The 18974-nt window shown below is 59.0% G+C and carries 20 protein-coding genes; 8 read left to right on the forward strand and 12 right to left on the reverse strand.

The genetic code is table 11. The features are described from left to right. The first annotated feature begins 139 nt into the window (after positions 1 to 139). Entirely contained in the window at positions 140 to 577 is a 438-nt protein-coding gene (locus AC57B1_RS22980) for a GNAT family N-acetyltransferase (RefSeq protein ID WP_091801146.1), read from the forward strand. Between the two features lie 136 nt (positions 578 to 713). After that, a complete protein-coding gene (locus AC57B1_RS22985) occupies positions 714 to 1247 on the forward strand; it encodes a hypothetical protein (protein ID WP_496418779.1) in 534 nt (177 codons plus the stop codon). 334 nt (positions 1248 to 1581) lie between these two features. Here AC57B1_RS22985 and AC57B1_RS22990 read toward each other — a convergent pair whose 3' ends face one another. The 4 genes from AC57B1_RS22990 to AC57B1_RS23005 form a co-directional block, all read right to left on the reverse strand. Next, entirely contained in the window at positions 1582 to 2037 is a 456-nt protein-coding gene (locus AC57B1_RS22990) for a hypothetical protein (RefSeq protein ID WP_496418780.1), read from the reverse strand. A gap of 528 nt (positions 2038 to 2565) precedes the next feature. Continuing rightward, positions 2566 to 2949: a hypothetical protein gene (locus tag AC57B1_RS22995; RefSeq protein WP_496418781.1), complete on the reverse strand. Its 384-nt coding sequence runs from the start codon at positions 2947 to 2949 to the stop codon at positions 2566 to 2568. A 4-nt stretch (positions 2950 to 2953) separates the two neighbouring features. After that, the gene (locus tag AC57B1_RS23000) at positions 2954 to 3664 is read right to left on the reverse strand and encodes a hypothetical protein (protein WP_496418782.1); all 711 of its coding nucleotides are present in this window, start codon (positions 3662 to 3664) and stop codon (positions 2954 to 2956) included. A gap of 57 nt (positions 3665 to 3721) precedes the next feature. Continuing rightward, positions 3722 to 4240: a DUF6471 domain-containing protein gene (locus AC57B1_RS23005; RefSeq protein ID WP_496418860.1), complete on the reverse strand. Its 519-nt coding sequence runs from the start codon at positions 4238 to 4240 to the stop codon at positions 3722 to 3724. Positions 4241 to 4737: 497 nt separating this feature from the next. On the opposite strand from AC57B1_RS23005, the gene AC57B1_RS23010 reads away from it, so the two are divergent. Continuing rightward, complete coding sequence (locus tag AC57B1_RS23010) at positions 4738 to 5214, forward strand: hypothetical protein (protein WP_496418783.1); 477 nt, start codon at positions 4738 to 4740, stop codon at positions 5212 to 5214. Positions 5215 to 5463: 249 nt separating this feature from the next. On the opposite strand, the gene AC57B1_RS23015 is transcribed toward AC57B1_RS23010, so the two are convergent. After that, positions 5464 to 6111: a hypothetical protein gene (locus AC57B1_RS23015; protein ID WP_496418784.1), complete on the reverse strand. Its 648-nt coding sequence runs from the start codon at positions 6109 to 6111 to the stop codon at positions 5464 to 5466. Between the two features lie 683 nt (positions 6112 to 6794). On the opposite strand from AC57B1_RS23015, the gene AC57B1_RS23020 reads away from it, so the two are divergent. Beyond that, complete coding sequence (locus tag AC57B1_RS23020; protein WP_496418785.1) at positions 6795 to 7673, forward strand: PadR family transcriptional regulator; 879 nt, start codon at positions 6795 to 6797, stop codon at positions 7671 to 7673. Between the two features lie 92 nt (positions 7674 to 7765). After that, positions 7766 to 8593, forward strand: a complete 828-nt coding sequence (locus AC57B1_RS23025; protein WP_496418786.1) for a siderophore-interacting protein — start codon at positions 7766 to 7768, stop codon at positions 8591 to 8593. A 5-nt stretch (positions 8594 to 8598) separates the two neighbouring features. Here the strand turns inward: AC57B1_RS23025 and AC57B1_RS23030 are convergent, their stop codons facing one another. From AC57B1_RS23030 to AC57B1_RS23055, 6 genes are read right to left on the reverse strand one after another with little or no spacing between them, the layout of a single operon-like run. Continuing rightward, positions 8599 to 9282, reverse strand: a complete 684-nt coding sequence (locus AC57B1_RS23030; RefSeq protein ID WP_496418787.1) for an SDR family NAD(P)-dependent oxidoreductase — start codon at positions 9280 to 9282, stop codon at positions 8599 to 8601. A 24-nt stretch (positions 9283 to 9306) separates the two neighbouring features. Continuing rightward, on the reverse strand, positions 9307 to 10644 hold the full coding sequence (locus AC57B1_RS23035) for an NAD(P)/FAD-dependent oxidoreductase (RefSeq protein WP_496418788.1): 1338 nt from the start codon (positions 10642 to 10644) through the stop codon (positions 9307 to 9309). Between the two features lie 26 nt (positions 10645 to 10670). Continuing rightward, positions 10671 to 11477 carry an amino acid ABC transporter permease gene (locus tag AC57B1_RS23040; RefSeq protein ID WP_286162191.1) on the reverse strand — a complete coding sequence of 269 codons (807 nt, stop codon included), beginning with the start codon at positions 11475 to 11477 and terminating at the stop codon, positions 10671 to 10673. Between the two features lie 53 nt (positions 11478 to 11530). Continuing rightward, entirely contained in the window at positions 11531 to 12349 is an 819-nt protein-coding gene (locus tag AC57B1_RS23045) for a substrate-binding periplasmic protein (RefSeq protein ID WP_496418789.1), read from the reverse strand. 51 nt (positions 12350 to 12400) lie between these two features. Further along, on the reverse strand, positions 12401 to 13126 hold the full coding sequence (locus AC57B1_RS23050) for an amino acid ABC transporter ATP-binding protein (RefSeq protein WP_408295337.1): 726 nt from the start codon (positions 13124 to 13126) through the stop codon (positions 12401 to 12403). Between the two features lie 56 nt (positions 13127 to 13182). Continuing rightward, entirely contained in the window at positions 13183 to 14505 is a 1323-nt protein-coding gene (locus tag AC57B1_RS23055) for an NAD(P)/FAD-dependent oxidoreductase (RefSeq protein ID WP_408479083.1), read from the reverse strand. A gap of 139 nt (positions 14506 to 14644) precedes the next feature. On the opposite strand from AC57B1_RS23055, the gene AC57B1_RS23060 reads away from it, so the two are divergent. Continuing rightward, the gene (locus AC57B1_RS23060; protein WP_496418790.1) at positions 14645 to 15547 is read left to right on the forward strand and encodes a LysR substrate-binding domain-containing protein; all 903 of its coding nucleotides are present in this window, start codon (positions 14645 to 14647) and stop codon (positions 15545 to 15547) included. A 154-nt stretch (positions 15548 to 15701) separates the two neighbouring features. Here AC57B1_RS23060 and AC57B1_RS23065 read toward each other — a convergent pair whose 3' ends face one another. After that, a complete protein-coding gene (locus AC57B1_RS23065; protein ID WP_496418791.1) occupies positions 15702 to 16877 on the reverse strand; it encodes a GGDEF domain-containing protein in 1176 nt (391 codons plus the stop codon). Positions 16878 to 17441: 564 nt separating this feature from the next. Between AC57B1_RS23065 and sapR the strand changes: the two genes are divergently transcribed. Both sapR and ddpX read left to right on the forward strand, forming a co-directional pair. Continuing rightward, on the forward strand, positions 17442 to 18329 hold the full coding sequence (gene sapR / locus AC57B1_RS23070) for a sap1 transcriptional regulator SapR (RefSeq protein WP_496418792.1): 888 nt from the start codon (positions 17442 to 17444) through the stop codon (positions 18327 to 18329). 34 nt (positions 18330 to 18363) lie between these two features. Further along, positions 18364 to 18927 carry a D-alanyl-D-alanine dipeptidase gene (ddpX, locus tag AC57B1_RS23075; protein ID WP_091807841.1) on the forward strand — a complete coding sequence of 188 codons (564 nt, stop codon included), beginning with the start codon at positions 18364 to 18366 and terminating at the stop codon, positions 18925 to 18927. The last annotated feature ends 47 nt before the right edge of the window (positions 18928 to 18974 follow it).

Genomic DNA, 18974 nt, shown 5'->3' on the forward strand with positions numbered 1-18974 from the left:
CGTTTTCACACGGCCTCGACCCTGAGCCGCCGGTCTTTTTTCTCGGAAGCGGACCTTCGAATGCCCAACCTATCGAGAGACCTCGCTTCGCGGTTCCGTGCAAAAATCTGGATTTTTCGAATGTGGATCGACTTGACTCATGACTGAATATCGCTGCAGCAGGTTAGAAATGAGAAGGCTGTCGCCGCCGGAATGGATGCAGGCATACCCTGTCATCGCTCAACTTCGGTCCCTTGAAGAACGCGAATTCCTTGAGCGGACCCGCCTGCAATCGTATTCGGGCTATGAGCTTGTGGCAGCATTTCACGATGGGAAGATTATCGGAGTGATGGGCATGAGACCCGTCCGCACGTTGGCGCGCGGGGCACACCTTCATATCGATGACCTCGTGGTAGATACGACGGGCCGAGGGAGCGGTGTTGGCCGATCCTTGATGGAATATGCCGAATCCGACGCCCGTGCTCGTGGTATGACCGCGATATTTCTCGACGCGCGACCCGACGCCGTTCCGTTCTATGAGCGAGAGAACTATGTGTTACACCCCGCACCTTCAATGAAGAAAGTTCTGGTGCCTTAAGGCGAGCCGGCCACGGTTGGCGCGATTCGCCTACGTCGTCAGCCTATGAATTGTCAAAGATTTGCAACCACTGCGAGAGGTCCGTTCTTGGCCGCACTGCGACAAATGCGATCGGCATAGGTCAACCGATAGAAGTTTGCCATTCATTCTCAAGAAGAAGCTCGCCGCTGCCGATAACAAACAAGTCTTTGATAAAACAATTGCACGGGAGACAGCTTTGATAAAAAGGATCCGGTTAAGCGCCGGTGTGATTGCGGGCGTGATGCTAGGCGGCTGCGCGACGCGGGATCTGGTTGCGCCGCCATTGCCTGAATCGCGATTGGGCGTCGCGAGCTACGCAGAGATGTCTTACCAGCCGCTCAAGCCAGATGAGACGGAGACTGTCCGCTTCGACGAGAATATATCGCCTGTAGCAAGGTTCGCTGATGGATTGGGTGTGTACGCGGCGTTTTCGATCAAACCGCGACAATCGCCAAGCACGCTGCGCATTCGCACATGGCTTTCGAGTGACTGGTTGCCGTTGGCGACGGTAGTTAAGCCGTACGTAGTCTTTCTCGACGCGGAAAAGCACGTGATCAGCGATGTCGAGTCCTTTAAACCCATCGATGGGTCGTCCTTCTTCCTCGGTGGCTATAAGCAGGGCTACTTTTTGGTCCTGGCGGCCTCATAGCACAGTACAAGTGGTTGTTCGCTCTCTGTGCAAATCCTGTCATAGCATCAACAAAAGGTGCTGCCTCGGCAGCACCACAACGTGCAGCAAGCGATGCGCCCCACGAAAGAACAAGAGCCGGGATCCTCGCCAAAGATCCGACTCACTGTATCCGCCACCAATCACGCGGTGGGCACGCTGTCCAGATCCGGTGCCGTCCGATGCCAGACGACCGTTTCCGGGACTCTGTTGATTAGATCGCCCAGTTTTTGCTATCAACATGCGGGGGGAACTGTGCCGAACGCGGCAGCTGAGACGATTGGCTATGCGGATTCTCGGAGGGTCGTCTCCCTGCTTATTCTCCATATGGTTCGCATCTAATAAGCTCAGTTTGCGCCGTCACTCGCACTGCGTACAGTTGATTATTCTTGTCTGCCGGGTAAGCCAAGCTAACCATCCGCCCACTTACTGTCAGAAAACTCTGCTTTGATATCGGTGGAAACCCGATATCTAACACGGCCGGTGTCGGATCAGACACTGGCCGCGGAAGCGCTGGCAGAACGCGCGAACCGGCCTCAAGAAGGTTGATCCGCAAACTGGCCTGCGGGCCTTTGGCCAAAATCCTGAAGTCTTTAAAAGTGCTTTCCATTGGGCGCAATTCCGCCGCTAGTTCGACGGTGGTTGCCCCGGCACCGATAATCGCAACGTCAACGACTGGGTTTTCGCCGGTCGAGCTATGCGCTGTCTTTTTGTGGCACGCTTGGAGCAGGCGTTTGCGCAGCCGCTGCTTGCTCTCGGCTATTTGGGGCAATCACGTGGTCCTTCGCCCCAGGGCACTCCGAAGAAGTGTGTGCGGCTAGCTACCATATTGATTACTCTCTGGCACGGGCCTCGTGTCGCCACTGCATATCCGCCGCGGGGAGTTCGGGCACTTGAGACCTCTCCCGGCTCCGCCGAGTGCCTGCTCATTTGTATTACTCGAACAAAGCATGCATGACGTGGCGCGAAATCGTGGCCGCTTGACTGGACTTTTCGAATCAGTCCGTAAATCTAAGTCTGAGAGAGCGAGGTTTTGTACTCGGAAATTTACTCCGAGAAGTCTCCGATCTCTAAGAATTTTGATGAATGGAAGGGACGGGAAGACCAGATGAACTCGTTTCATCCGTTCTTGCGGAATTGAACGGGGCTCAGGCCAACGGGCCCAATATTCGCAGCCAGAGTGGCACGTCAGTGCGCTCGCCCTTCTGCATGATCGATGCATCACGCCGCGGCGCCGTGTCGGCATGTATCCGGGTTGCGAGCCCGTTCGCTGGACGCCGTGGTCCCACCGTAGTTTCAATCAGATTTTTCGGAGCCCCGCGCGACACACTTCCAGTTCTTTGCTGAGCGAATCTATCTGCGCTTGCATCTCATTTGCTCGCTGAAGAAGTTGACCGACCCTGTGCCAGTATTCGTGTCCAAGGTCGCCCTCAGACACGGCGAGTTCGTGAAATTTACGAAGAGCAGCGGAGAGGTCGATTTCGTTTTCTGAAGGCATTACGTTTTCCTCCTCCGAGTTCGGAGCGATCGTACCGCTTGGCAAAGCAGTGGATCGTCCGAAGAAAACCCCTTCGTTTATGTACCGCTTCTTGACGCGCAGGATGAGCAAGCTGAGTATGAAGCCGATCGCCGGCACAAACAGCGGATGCGTATTGTTCAGAGCGAAGTTCCATGTTTCTCCCATGGCTTCACGAACTTCGGGTGCCCGACACCTTGCCCTTCGCAAGCTTCTTCGAGCTTGCCACAAAAGCATCGGCCGTCTGCAACACCGGCTTCATTTCTCCATGCAAGAGCGCTTGAAGTGGCGTTAAATTGGTAAGTGACGCCTTCGGCTCCGTGAAAAATTTCCATTTGGCCCAGCCGTTCAAACCGTCCAGCCGTCGCACAACCTTCGCTAATTGCCTGCGATCGAGCTCTCTTGCAAGGAAGAACGCCGGATAGAATTGACCGCGTCCGACTTCAACGGTAAAGATTTGACCCGCGGCGACGATCTTCGCAAGCCGTTGCTCGGAGATTCCCAAGGCATCGCAGACAATTGCCGCGCGAAGCAACTTGCCTTTGGAGACGAGCGACTTACGCGATGAGATCCCACGATGCGTGACGCGATTGAGATCCTTGCGTGGACTATCGTTGTACTCGTGGTCCGAACTTAAGTCCACGTTAAGCGCGGTTGACAGTCCGATGACTTGTGCGAGCTTACATTTGAACAACCGCCCTAACTCTGCATCGGGAAGTTCGAGAAGCGCCTGCACCGACGACCAATCGAACAGTACCGCCGCCACAGCGGCGGTACGGAATAAGCGCGACACCCGGGTGTCGTCGAGCGAAGGATCGTCATCTGATCCAAGTTCAGAGCGCGGCATCCGCGTTTCCATCCTTTTTTCACGCACGCCGTCCACGCCGTCCGCGTGAAAATTTTCACGTTACATGCAACTATAGGACGCTACTTGGGGAGATCAAGCCCGATCCGACCTCGGGCGACGAATCCCTCCCAAGCTCGCGGCACCTTTGCGAGCGGCCTCACAGAGATCAGAGTGGTCTACGAAAAGCTCGATCCCTTGAAACGAGCAGACAACGGAGCACTGCAGAAACAGGGTGGCAGCAAAATCACCGGTGGAAGCGACTGCGGAGAGCGTATCGGGATCCCAAGCCTCGCCGATCGAGGCAAGGCGCCGCCTGACTTCGTCCCAGTTCAACCAAGGCCGCGCCGCCAACTCAGCTCGAAACAGATGCGATGCGCGTGCATCCCAGTCTCCAGCGGATGTCATAGCCTTGCGCCAGTGCGGCGGATAGTCTGCTTGTATAGTCGCGACGACCTGAAGGAAAAACCCAAGACGAAAAGTTCCTCGGTGCATGCGGCCTTCCAATGCACGTGCGGATTCGCTCCCACCCTGCCGGGCAAATTCCGACGCCAAGCGTGGCACGCTCACTCCCTTACGGACCAGTAGGCCTCGAATTGCTCGCGAAGCCAACATCGCCCATTCGTTATCGTCGCCCTCCACCCGGGATTCCTTGCTCTATGGATTAGAATCACCTATTCTTCACGTGAGTATTTTCACGCTAACTATGAAGACTACTGAGCCTTCGCCTGCTCGCCTCGTGAAGCGGAGGCCCCCGCAACCGCCCCGGTCGTGCCGAGCGAAGGCGCGCGATTACACGGACAGGAAGACGCCAACCCTCACCTTCACCTTCACCCGTGCGTTCGATCTGCACGCGCAGCAACCACGGATACCAGCAACGAAGAGAAACCAGTTCCGCCGCCGACTGAGCGAAGTTCAGCATCGATCTGGTGGGGCGCCGACAACAGGTGATTGATAAAGATCGGTCCGCACGTTCGCTTACGACACTTAATTCGTAATCCGTATTATATGACTCGTTGCGGAAATTGGTGTTTCATGTGAAACGTCGTTTTCCCTACTTGTCCGGCATCGCAGTTGTTGATAGCGTGGGATCACCATGCTGGGAGTACTTGATGGCAAACACCGAAGAAGGCCGCTGGGATTCAGTGTCACTGAGCGACACGTCACGCGCATGGTTCGTGACGCAGTGGAAAGGGAAACATTTTGGCAAACCCGATTTCGAGGCGCTCGTGGTAATCGAAGTACCGCGATCGAAGTGCATTTCCCTTGCGCTCTATGAACCGAGACAAAAGAACTGGCAGGCGCAGGAGATTATCAAACTAGACTCCGGAGGAAACTCTCCGGACTTCGTGGTCACAGACAATCAACAACTGGTTATCGCTTGCACACTTGCCTGCTACTGGTTTCATAAGCCGGAATCGGTCTTCTTGGAAAAGCCTATTACAGCAATGCCTGCGATATCCAGTTGCTTTCATTCGTTGACGAAGCTTTTGAACGATGCAGACTTCCAATCCGCCAAGTCCGTCGATGAAATTAACACGCGATTGGAATCGTGGCGGACCGGCTACAACCAGCGACCAGATATGTAAACGGCGCATGTGCAACACGATCGCTACGGAATCTCAACGACCATGATGGCTAGTGACATGCAGCTGTGGTTGCCTCAGCAAAGCAGCATGCGCGAAAAGCGCACTGTGACGCCGGGTTCATTTACCGCATATCGTTGCTGCCCGTGTCGATCGAAAGATAGCAATTTCACGCGCCAATCCACCATACGTACGCGTAAAAAATGCGCGACCGGTTGATCGCGCACCTATAGTTTCTTCAAAATGACCTAATCAGGCGACAACAAGAATACCCAATCCATCTGCCCGTCGCACAAACGCCGGCCTCCTAATCACTATCTCTTCCTTCGCAACCTCGGCATAATGGTCGGTCAGCAGCGCGCTGGCAAACACATGTTGCAGCGGAATGTGCTCGATATCCGTCGACGCTTGCTGCTGAATAAAGCCAGTCACTAGCCCGGCGATTTCATGCCAGTCTTGCGCTGTCGCCTCCCGTCGCGGAGCGGCACGATAGATTTCATCCTTAAGTTTCATGTTGCGAAAGTCGATTTCGAGAAATATTGCGCCCCACCTATCGCTCTTATCGACCGCAAGTCCAATCGGAAGGCGTTCATATTTGCGCCACATGTCGATGGCTGCCCAAAGGTTCGGGTCAGTCATCTCTGCCACCCAGTAAAGCTGCGTCATTTCGAGTTGAAGCCGCATCGTCATCAGCACTCGGTCAACAAGCTCGATGTGTCCGAACCCGAAGTTTAGGTTTTCAGCGTTCTCCGGGAGGCAATTCGCTTCACGTGGCTTCAGAGGGAAGATGAGGAAGGGCATGTCATCAGGCAAACCATGCGCCATCTCCGGACGACAACCAAGCGACTGAAGCTCCTGAATACTGCCGATTGCAACGGCTACTTCATTACGCTCTTTCATCATATTCTCCATCAAATAGAAACTCGATTTCCTTCATGCAAGAAATTTTTTCTCCGCCAAGACAACATATTTCGCATACCGAAATTCGTCATAGCGAGGTAATCACCTCCGCATAGTTGTATAGCGCTAAATCTCTGCATGACGACCGATGAAGCTGACGGCACGCAGAGAACAAGGCAGGGGTCTAATTCAACTGTGGTTGCTCTAGGGATCCGTAACAACACGGGTCAGCGGAAATTCACTTCCGAGATCCCGACACATACGCGCGCTCTTATTCAGACAAACTACATTTGGGCCTTCAGCGGCGTCTCGCCCTTCCGAATCGCGCTGTCCATGCCCACATCTCAGTGCTGCATTTCTGCGCAGAAACAAAGTCACCCCTAATTGATATGGCCCTTTTATAGAATTTCGGCCTTGTCAGGCAAAACCTTGACGAGTTTCGGGCCGGCCGGACTCGACGAAAAAAACTATCATAAATTGATACGGATCGCTGTTTTCAATTGAAAACATTGCGCTGCACAACGATTTTTGCCGTTCCCGCAGACTTTGTTGTATCTGAACAGCCCTTTCCCCCTTCCCGCAGACTTTGTTGTCTCCCGATATACGCAAAAAAGAAATTTGACAAACTATCTTTAGATATATATCTTACGACACATCTTAAGACACAAATGGGAGTACCCAAGATGCGTCATCACCATCGATTTTCCCGTCCGCACAAAGCGGACGACAGTTCCTACACCGGCCGCGAAGCGGCGTCGCTTCATGCACTGTGGCATGCGTTCGCACACCACCGCGAATCTCGTCGCGCACCAGGCGAACGAGGCGAACGCGATGCCCGCCGTGAAGCCCGTGGCCAAGTCGGCCAAGGCAGCCACGACGGCCACGGCTTCGACCGCTTCTCGCCGCGCGCCCTGTGGCATGCCATCGGCCGCCATCATGAGCAGCGCGGCGGCGGTCGCGGCGGGCGCTTCGGCGGCGGCCCAGGCGGCTTCGGCGGCGACGGCGACGGTCTTCCGCGCGGCCGCAAATTCAGTTCCGACGACCTGCAACTGCTGCTGCTCTCGCTGATCGGCACGCAGCCGAGCCACGGCTACGAACTGATCAAAGCGCTCGAAACCCGTTCGAACGGCTTTTACAGCCCGAGCCCGGGCATGGTCTATCCGGCGCTCACGTATCTGGAAGAACTCGGCTATGTGACCGTGCAACTCGAAGGCAACCGCAAGCGCTACGAACTGTCGGAAACGGGCCGTGACTACCTGGCCGCCAACCGCGAGCGCGTCGAGTTGATGCTCGCCAGGCTGAGCCATATCGCGCGCAAGATGGATTCGGTGCGCCGCGCGTTTGCCGGGGAAGAGCCGGCCGACATCAGCGAAGGCGGCTGGCTGCCCGAGCTGAACGAAGCGCGCCGTGCGCTCAAGCGTGCGCTGCTGCTGCGCGACAACGCGCCAGCGGCCGAGCAGCGCCGCATCGCCGACATTCTGATGCGCGCGGCCAAAGAAATCGAAAGCCAGGTCAAGCCGGACAGCAGCGAAACCGGCAACGGCGGCGCAACGGCCGTTTGACATCGAGCGGCCCGCACCGCGCGCGGACTTGTGCGCCGGCTGCGGCCCCAGCGCGTGAACGCGCCTATCGAACCAACAGGAGTAGCACTCTCATGCTGATGAAACACCAACCAACCGATCTGGCCGTTCAACGCGTGCGGCACCCGCTGAAATTCCGTCTGCTGCAGGTCAAGCAGGTGCGCGCGCTGACGCCTCATCTGATCCGCGTCACCTTCACGGGCGAAGACCTGCACGACTTCGTCTCCGCTTCCTTCGACGACCACATCAAAGTGTTCTTCCCCGAACCCGGCGCGGACAAGCCGGTGCTGCCGGAAGCAGGCCCGAACGGCCCGGTGTTTCCCGCCGGCCAGCCGCGGCCGGTCGCGCGCGACTTCACGCCGCGCCGCTTCGATCGCGAGGCGCGCGAACTCGACATCGAATTCGCCTTGCACGACGCGGGCCCCGCCGCTACTTGGGCGGCGCAAGCCAAGGTGGGCCAGTACCTGGGTATCGGCGGCCCGCGCGGTTCACTCGTGATCCCCACGGGCTTCGACTGGCATCTGCTGATCGGCGACGATACCGCGTTGCCCGCCATCGCCCGCCGCCTCGAAGAACTGCCGGCCGGCACGCGCGTCGCCGCGGTAATCGAAGTCGCCGACGCGTCGGCGCAGATCGAATTCACGACACAGGCCGAGTTGCATATCGTCTGGTGCCATCGCAACGAAGTGAGCGTACGCGGCGAAGCTTTGTTGCGGGCGGTCCGCGAAATCTACCTGCCTGAAAACGGCGATGGGTACGTGTGGGCGGCCGGCGAAGCCGCCACCATGCGCGCGGTGCGCTATCACCTGTGCACGGAGCGCGGCGTCGACAAATCGCGTATTCGCGCGGCCAGCTACTGGAAACAGGGTGCCGAAGCGGTGCACGAAACGCTCGACGACTGAGCCTGCTAAAACAGGTCCTCATGCCGGCAATTGACGAGGATTTCCGCGACGCTCGCGGAGTTCGGCATCTCGATTGTGTTGGCGACCAATCGTGCGATGTCCTCGGGTTGTGTCATCGCTTCCGGCGCGAGATCCGCGATGCCGGCGGCCATTTCCGTGTTGACGAATCCGGGGCATATCGCCGTCGCACGCAAGCCATCGTCCCAGCCTGCGCGCCGGACGGCATGAGTCAATGCTATCGCGGCATACTTCGACATCTGATAGCCGGCGTTGAGGTTCTTCACGCGCTTGCCGGATAGCGACGCGATCTGCACGACACGAGCACCGCCCGCGCGGCGCAAATGCGGCAACGCAGCCTGGACCAGCCGGAACGGTGCTTTCACGTTGATGTCGAGCGTTTCTTCGAGCAGTTCGTCGGTGCCCTCTTCCAGGCCGATGTGCTTGCAGATGCCCGCGTTACTGACCAGCACGTCGATACGGTCGAAGCGTTCGACCGTTGCCTCGACCCAGCGGCGGCCCGCGTTTGTGTCGCGCGCTTCGTATGGAAACGCGAACGCATCGAAACGACCGGCGAGCGCCGACGGATCGCGCACGCCCAGCGACAGCCTATAGCCGCGCCGCGACAACTCGGTCGCGATTGCCAGCCCGATGCCGCGACTCGCGCCGGAAATCATGGCTACTTTTTGCATGACTCTCTCCGTAAAAGCATTACCTTAAAAGCCCGCGTCGATGACGATTTTCGTACCGTCGCTGAAACGGTTGAGGCGAAACGCGTGCGGATCGACGAGCGGCGTGTCGTTCGTCACCAGATCCGCCATCAGCTTGCCGGCCGCCGGCCCGATGCCGAACCCGTGCCCCGAAAAGCCGGTGCCGATGAAGAGTCCCGGCACCGTATCCACACCGGAAATCACGGGAATTGCGTCAGGCGTCACATCCATGTAGCCCGCCCAGCGCTGCGCGATTCGCGCGTGCGCCAGATGCGGGAAGACCTTGATGAACTCGTGCAAGCCGGCGTCGGTGTATCGGGTGATCGGTTCCGGATCGAGCGTGCGGATCTCTTCGAACGCTGTGGGACGGTCGAGCGCCCACTGACGTGGACGGCGCAATTCATCGAAGAAACGAGCGCCAATGCCAATGCGCAACGAGCCCAACTGGCTCTTCAGTGCTTCGACGTACTTGAAGAACAGGCGAAATGAATCGGGCGTGAGATCGCTATAAGTGCGAAAGCCAAAAGCGATCGTGTAACCGCCGTCGGCGCGCTTGCGAAACGCGAATTTCTTGTTGCTCGCGCTACAGGCCGGGCCGCCGTCGAGCGGCTCAGTGCGAAGCACCGAGGCTTTTACCAGCAGTTGAGGGACATCGACACCCAGGTTCCCGCAGAACAACCGCGACCATGCGCCGCCCGCGACGACGACGCTATTGCAGCGGATCGTACCGTGCTCGGTGACCACCGCACTGACGCGCCCCGCGCTCGTTTCGACGCCACGCGCGGCACACGGCGTCAGAATCTTGACGCCGCGTTTGCGTAACGCATTCGCGATCGCGGGTGCGGCTTTTTGCGGTTCGGCGCGGCCGTCGCCCGCTGTGTAGAGTCCGCCCTTGAACGCTTTCGTGGCGCCAGGCAGCAGTGCGCCAACAGTACTTCCGTCGACCAGACATGTATCGAACGCGTCGCCCGCCACGTTGCGCGCCTTGTCGAGCCATACGTGGTGACTGTCCATCACGGCGTCTTCGTCCGTCATATAGAGGATGCCGCATTGATTGAAGCCGGTGTCGATACCCAGCTTCGCATCCAGTTTCCGCCATAGTTTCAGGCTTTCGATGCTCAACGCGAACTCGCGCATGTCGCGATGCGTGACGCGAACCCAGCCCCAATTGCGGCTCGATTGCTCACCCGCGATATGGCCTTTCTCACATAGCGCGACCTGCAAGCCTTTCTCGCTGAGATAAAGGGCCGTGCTCACGCCGATAATGCCGCCGCCGATCACGACGACATCGACTTTGGCTGGCAAGGTGGTGTCGTCGGCGACTGTTTCTACTTTCGGTCCCATCGTGGCTGATATCCTGCCTGTGAAGGCTAGTTATGTTGATCGGCGACGCCAGCCCTGACCGCGACGGTCGAATTGGCGGAAGCCTGCGCCTTGCGCTGCCGGCGTGACGATCCCGTTCTGGAATGACCGCGCGACGGATTCGAATGACGATTGGTCCAACGGTCAATGTGGTTAATCGCATGCGTGAGCGGCACGGTCACGAGCAGGTACACCACGCCCGCGGCCACCAGCGGCGACAGGTTCGCGGTATTCACCGACGTGTTCTGGCCGATCGTGAACAGATCGCGCTGCGAAGTCAGCAGGCCGAGAAAATAGACCAGGCTCGAATCCTTGACGATCGAAATGAACTGATTCGCAAGCGCCGGCAAGATGCGCCGCACGCCCTGCGGCACGATCACATAGCGCATGCTGCTCCAGTACGTCATGCCGAGCGCCTGACATGCGGACAGTTGTCCGCGCCCCACGCTTTGAATGCCGGAGCGAAAGATCTCCGCGATATACGCGGACGAAATCAGCCCAAGCGCGACGATTGCGAGCGGGTACGGATTGGGCCCAAAGATCGCCAGTCCCACGGGCGCAAGGCCCTGCCCGACCAGCAGGATCACGAGCGCTGCCGGCAGGCCGCGAAACACGTCGACGAACACCTGCGCGGGCAGCATCAACCAGCGCGTATGAGACACGGCCATCAACGCGAGCACCATGCCCGCGACGATACCCAGCACGGTTGAAAACACCGACAGCACCAGCGTGTTGACGAGACCCGTGCAAAGCAAAGACGGCATCGACGAGACCAGCAGCGGCCAGTCGAGAAAGTTCTGCAAGAAAGCATTCATGGTGCGCTCCTTGTTGAGCGCCGGCGGCGGGTTGAGCCGCCGGCCGGGCCTGATCAGCTACCGGTCTTCATCGCGTAGGGCGGCAGATTCGCGGGCTTCGGATAACCGGGGTGGAACTGCATGTACAGCTTGACCCACGTACCGTCCGCAACCAGTTGGTCGATGGTCTTGTTCAGCGCCGCCTCGAGCTTCGCGTTGCCCTTGTGCACCGGGAAGCCGGCAGGAAGGTTGACGGCCGAGATATCGAGCTTGTCCGCGATGTTCAGTTGCGGGTACTTGCTCTGCAAACCCTCGACGAGCGTTTTGTCCACGAAATAGCCGTCGATGTATTTCGAGCGCATCGACAGGAAGCCCGCATTCAGATTCGGAAAGCGCACGATCTGCGCACCCGGCAGATAGCTGTCCGAATAGGTGTCCTCGATGGTGCCCTGCACGACGCCGATCCGTTTGCCCTTCACCGATGCCGGGTCGCTCGTAATCGTGCTGTCGGGCAAGGTCGCAACGCTCAGCAGGCCGGTCAGATAGCCCTCCGAGAAATCGACCATCTTCAGGCGGTCTTTCGTGATCGAAATCGAGCCGGCGGCCAGATCGAGTTGCTGGTTCGCAACGCCCGGCAGCAATCCACTGAAATCCTGCGCGCGAAACTCGGCGCTCAAGCCGAGTTTCGCCGCGACCGCTCGCAGCAATTCGACGTCGAAGCCCGTCATCTTGCCGTTGTCGATATACGAATACGGCTTGTTGTTCGCATCGACACCGGCGACCAGCTTGCCGGGAGTCAGCGTGCCGAGATCGTCGGCATGCGCGTTACCTGTCAAGGTGAACGATAGCGGCACGACAACCGCAATGAGGCTGAGAACATGGCGAAAACGCATGATGTTTGCTCCGTCGAAAAGACCTGCGATGGAAAGAAAATCAAGTGGACATCACTGCAAAATCCTGGAGAGAAAGTCGCGGCCACGAGCCGAGCGCGGACGCTCGAAAAAAGCGTCCTTCGTGTCGTCCTCGACGATGGCGCCCTGGTCCATGAACACGACCCGGTCCGCGACACGGCGCGCAAAGCCCATTTCGTGCGTGACGCATAACATCGTCATGCCGTCCTGCGCGAGTTCGGTCATCACGTCCAGAACCTCATTGACCATCTCGGGATCGAGTGCGGAGGTCGGTTCGTCGAACAGCATTGCGACGGGATCCATCGACAACGCCCGCGCGATCGCCACCCGTTGCTGCTGGCCGCCCGACAACTGCGAGGGAAACCTGTCCTCATGCGCGCGCAAGCCGACGCGCTGCAGCAGCATGCGCGCCTTGTCGGCGGCTTCGTCGCGACTGCGGCGCAATACGTTGACCTGCGCGAGAATCAGGTTCTGGCGAATGTTGAGATGCGGAAATAGTTCGAAATGCTGAAACACCATGCCGACCCGCGCGCGCAGCGTTTGCAGATTAGCTCCGCGTGCCGAGACCAGCGTGCCGTCAACGACGATCTCACCTTGCTGCACCGGTTCGAGTCCATTGACGGACTTGATCAGCGTCGATTTTCCGGAACCGGACGGCCCGCAGATCACGACCACCTCGCCCCGGCCGATGTCGGCGGAACAATCGGTCAGCACGCGCTGCTCGCCGTACCACTTCGAAACGTTACGCAGAGAAATCATCTGCAACTCCTCAAGCCTGAAGCGCATCGGCTTCGGTGTCAGTGTCGACGTCGATATCAGGAAAGGGTGGCACGCACCCGGCCGCTCCAGAGATCGTCGAATGTATAGAGCGCCGTGCCGACCGGCACGCTCAGGCGGCTCGCCATGCCGGCCGGACTGATCGGAAACGCGCCTTCGCCGAATGCGCCCGACTTTGCGTCGAATCCGAGCATGTGTTTCGCGATCCGCGCGCCTAGATAGCTCATTAGCGCCACGCCATTGCCGTTGCAACCGAGCGCGTAATGAATGCCGTCGTGTTGGCCGATATGCGCGAGCCTGTCGCCCGTCATCGCGACATAACCCTTCCACGCGTGCGTGATGCGCACGTCGCGCAAGGCGGGCCACAACTCGATCATCTTCGCGTGCAGCATTCTCGCCGCCACGCGCTCGCTCACCTCGCGGATCGCCGGGCGCGAGCCGAACAGCATCCGCGTGCCGTCGGGCGACGGCCTCGTGTAGAACAGATTGCGCTTCGAATCGCTGATCATGCGTCGCCCCGGATTCAGCACGGCCATCAGTCCAGGCGGCAGCGGTTCCGTCGCAATCTGGTAGCTCGCCACCGGCAGCACGCGCCGCGAGAAGAACGGCAGCAGCGGTCCCGTATAGCCGTTGGTCGCGACGAGCACATGTTTCGCGTCGATCTTTCCCCGCGTTGCATGGACCCTGAAACCCGCGCCATTGCGTTCAATCCGCTCCACGCCCGCATGTGAATGCAAAGTTGCGCCGCAGCGCCGTGCGAGATCGCGTAGCGCGCGATGATATTTGGCGGTATGCAGACCGCCGTATTCGTCGACGAGAATCCCGCCGTAGTAGTAGTCGGAGCCGATTAACGCATGCTGATCCGCGCGCGGCACGACATGCACTGTGACGCCGGTCTTGTCGCGCAACAGATCGCCTTGGCGCCGCAAGACATCGAAGTGACGTGGCGTGAATGCGCCGAAGAAGCGACCAGTGATCTGCAAATCGGCGTCGAGCTGCTCGTCGGCGACAAGGCGTTTCAGATAGTCGAAGCTCGCCATGGACTCGCTCATCAGGCGTCCCAGCCGTTCTGCCGAGACCCCGCGAATCGCATTGGTCAGCGCAAGCTTCTGTCCGCTCGACACCATGCCGCCGCTGCGCGTGCTGCCGCCCGCGCCGATTTCGGCGGCGTCGAGCACGGCGACGCGCGTGCCGAGTCGCGCAGCTTCGGCTGCCGCCGCCAAGCCGCAATACCCGCTGCCGATAATCACCACGTCAACCCCGGACGGCAACGCGTCGCGGACCGTCTCCGGCGGTGCGGCGTCCCACCAGTAAGGGGTCAGGCGAAAGTCGTCATGAAACAGCAAGGCTTCGGAACGCATCGTGGATCGCCGGTGACAAGGTTCCAGCCAGTCTAGGTTTGGGTCATCCATCCGGTCAAATACGATCAAAAACGGCTGCCATTCAATTTTGATATGGCAAGCTGAGGACCGAATCAACAAGATCGGGTGAGCCGGGCAGATGAACCAACGACAAATCGAAGCGTTCAGGCTAGTCATGTTGCGCGGATCGATGACCGCTGCCGCCGAGGAACTCGGCACGTCGCAGCCGAGCATCAGCCGGTTGATTGCGGAGCTGGAGACGTCGACGGGTCTGACGCTCTTCACGCGCAACGGCGGGCGTATTCAGGCCACGGACGCGGGCAGCGCGTTCTATCGCGAAGTGGACCGGAGTTTCGTGGGACTCGAAAAACTCGCGCATTCCGCGCGTGAGATACGCCAGTTCGGCAGTGGCCGGTTGCGGCTCGTCGCGGCGCCGGTGCTGGCATTGTCATTCGTGCCGATGGTGATCGAGCGTTTTCTTGCGGTGTATCCGCGCATCGCGATATCGCTGGAAATGCGCAGCGAAGGCACGATCCAACGCTGGGCTTCGTCGGCCTATTGCGATATCGGCTTCGCCACGACGACGCCCGATGCGTTCGGTGTGACGAGCGCCGAGTTATACCGGTTGCCGGGTGTATGTGCGCTGCCGGCCGGGCACCCGCTGGCTGCGCGCGAGCGTATCCACGCGCGGGATCTACGCGGTGAAAAGCTGATCCTGCCTTCGTATGCCGACGACACGCGTTCGTCGCTGGATCGCGTGTTGCGTCAGGCGGAAGTCAATCAGGTGCCAACCATTGAAACACCGTACGGTGCGACGATTTGCGCGATGGTGTCGCGCGGTTTGGGAATCGGCATCGTGAATCCGCTTACAACGGTTGACGCCAATACGGCGAAGATCCAGTTCCGGCCGTTTTCACCGGACATCGTGTTCCGTGGGTTCACGGTGTGCCCCCAGCTTCAATCCACCAATCCGATCGTCGACAGTTTTCTGAAGATCGCCAACGAGACAATGAGGCTTCAGGCGAAACACTCGAAAGCGTAATGTGACGGACAGGTTTCGATATTGGATTGGCGAAGCCAATCCACACCCGGTCACGCGTTTATAGCGGCGGCTGAGTGAGTGAAATCAATCCGCTTGAATCGAACTGCGCTTCGCCAGGCACACCACGTGAATCCTCTGCCGGCATCGCTGATCGTCAGGCAGCTTCGGGGCGCGAGGCAGGCTGCGCTGTGACGAGCCGATTGCCGCCGAGCGACTTCGCGTTGTATAACGCCGCGTCGGCCGCCGCCAGCAGGTCGGCAAGCGTGGGCACATCGGTTCCGAGCTGTGCGAGCCCAATGCTGACCGTTGCGTGTATCGCGACGCCGTCAATGCGGTGAGGGATCGTCTCGGCGAAACGTTTAGCGATAAATTCGCCCACTTCTTTGGCGCGAAGGCTGTCATGGTGGGGAAGTAGCGCAGCGAACTCTTCGCCGCCGATGCGCGCGAGAATCGCATCGGGCCTCACCCCGCTCCGAGCGATGTCGCTAAATGCCTTCAGCACCTCGTCGCCCGTCTTATGACCGTAGCGATCATTGATTGCCTTGAAGAGATCGAGATCGAATGCAAGGAGGGAAATCGGCTGGCATGACTCTGCGTCGCGGACCACCCGTTCGCCCTCTTCAAAAAACCATCTGCGATTGCCAAGACGGGTCAGGTAATCCGTTTGCGAGTCTCGCAGAAGCTCGCCATGAGTCTCCTCGCGGATCAGCCTCAGCAAGGTCATCGGCAGAACGACCGAGTACAGCACACCTTCGTACATCGTAATGTTGCTGGCGACCAGCACCACGTCCTGCCCGTACCGTGCCGCCAACCAGGGCAGGATGGACGCTCTGGCCGCATACAGGAGCGCATGAATGCCCGTCACCCATACCGCGATGCGCCGCGATTGCATCGCTTTCATGCTGTCGCATCGCAGCAGTTCGAAAGACGTCACGCCGCTTGCCAACGCGATCGGAATGGCGCTCGCGTAGTACCACACCGAATCCTCCCAGCGCGCACCGGCCACGGCCCATGTGAGCGCCAGCAGAATGAGCATTGCAATAGAGCCGGTACGGTATTGCCGGCCGCTCAAGGCCGCGGCGCCGTGCAGAAGCAATAGATAGCCAGTGACGATAACGAGGTTGCTCAAGGCGGAGCCCGTCGCACCGGGCAGCTTGTGACGAACCGTTGCCGCCGCACATCCGATGGCAAGCGTGGCGTACCCCGCTGCCAGTATTTTCAATTCCCCGCTGCGTCTGGGATGTGTTCGATATTCCCAGAGCGTCATCACGGAACTGGCGAACAGCGTCCCGACGATGAGGAAATAAAGGGTGAGAAGATCGACGTGCATCGTTGAGGAGAGAATCCTGCGCCAGCGTACCGGGGCGGCAATTCTACGCAAAAAAATCGATAGTTGGATGATAGTCGAGGTGGGGTCCCGGATACATTCGGAGGCCGCTCGCCTTTAAGCGTGTCTGCATTACCATCGCACTCAACTTATGTCGAAAGAGGAAGTGAACGGTCCGCTCGCGGCAACAGATATAGTCTCTGGCAAGACCGCTGTCGTTGTAGACAATGCACGCCGACGTTTCCATTCTGACGCGCGGGTGAGGCCCGGAAGTCTGGATTTGAAACCGAGAACTGAATTCGAGACGCGCCTGCAACCCGACGAAGGAGAAAAACGCAACACCGAGACGCAGCCCGATCTAACGGCAAAGATGGACGGAACTTTAGAGCCATCAATTGACAGCAGCAAATAAAGCTTGCGGAGTAGCGTGACCGGACCTCAGGTCAAAAACTATCAGACACTCAAATTCAATTGATTTTTTAAGCTGGCGCTGAGTTTATTGGCTTTGTTAGATACATGTCATCGATCAAACAAATGACAAGCAACTAACCGAATACATGTGCTGACATGCCGACCGCTTTCGCACAAACCGTCGAAGCCCACTTTGCCGACCTCACCCCCACGTCCAAGCGCATTGCCAGTTATATGCTGGCGAATCTCGAACGACTCGGACTGGAAACGGCTGATCAGATTGCGCAGCAGACGGCCACAACCGGTATTTCCGTGGGCCGGTTTCTGCGCAGCGTCGGCTATCGCAATCTCGACGACCTCAAGCGCGAGCTGCGCGGCGCACAAGCGCGCCCGTGGATGATTACCGACCGGCTCGACGAATACCGGCGTGTGTCCAGACAGTTCGGCAACGCGGCGCATAACGGCGAGAGCGGAGAGAACGGGGCCCTGACCCACTCATTAGAACTCGAAATCGACGCGATCCAGCATGTGTACCAGTTGGCGCAATCGCCCATGTTCGCCCGTATCGCGGAGCGCATTTCCAATGCGGACGCGGTGTATATCCTCGGCATCCAGTCGACGCGCGGCATCAGCAACGCGTTCTACAGCTACCTCGAATATATCCGTGCGCGTGTGTTCTACTCCGACGGCATGTCGGGCTCATACGTCGATTCGCTGAACTCGGAGTTTGCCTCACCGTATCTGGTCATTACCGATACGCGCGCCTACTCGATGATCGCGCGCCGCTATTGTGAAGCCGCGACACGGCGTGGCGTGCCGTTCGCGCTGGTCACCGACATCTATTGTCCCTGGGCTCGCGAATTCGCCTGCGACCTGTTGCAGGTCAAAACCGATGTCGGCCAGTTCTGGGACTCTCTGGCGCCGCTCACCTGCCTGTTCAACCTGCTGATTAGCGCGATCGTCGCGCAACTGGGGTCCGCCATCGACGAACGCGTCGCACGCAATCGCGAGTTGCAAGGCGAATTCAACCAGTTCGATCTCTGAACCCTCTCACAACCGGCATCCCACCGCGTCCTCCATGACAAAACCGCGACTCATCGAAATCACCGCCGCCACGCATGGCGTGGACATCGACCTCGTCTATGCCACCGAGCGCAACCTGACCGGCAAGCCCATCTACAAGGAAGCTCACTGCCTGCTGCTCGAACCCGCCGAAGCCGGCTTGCGCAAGGCCGTTGAAATTGCCCGCGACGCCGGCCTGACCGTGCGGATTTTCGACGCGTACCGTCCGCCGCAGGCGCAACAGGTGCTGTGGGATTTCCTGCCCGATCCCACCTACATCGCAGAGCTTGGCCGTGGGTCGAACCACAGCCGCGGTACAGCGATCGACCTGACGCTGCTCGATGCCGGCGGCAATGAACTCGACATGGGCACGGGCTTCGACGCCATGACGATCGAGTCCGAACACTTCCATACCGGCCTGCCCGCGCACGTGCAGCGCAACCGCCTGTTATTGCTCGGCATCATGCACGCCGCCGGCTTCGCCCACATCAAGAGCGAATGGTGGCATTACGAGCTGCCCGGCTCCCGTGCGCTGCCGGTAATCGACAACAGCGAAAGCGGTCCGCTGCGTCTCATGTAGTGCCCTCGATTTCTCCATCCGTTGTTCCCTGACAGGCTCTACCCCCT

The organism is Paraburkholderia sp. BGA-UO-ETr-F21 (assembly GCF_059567925.1).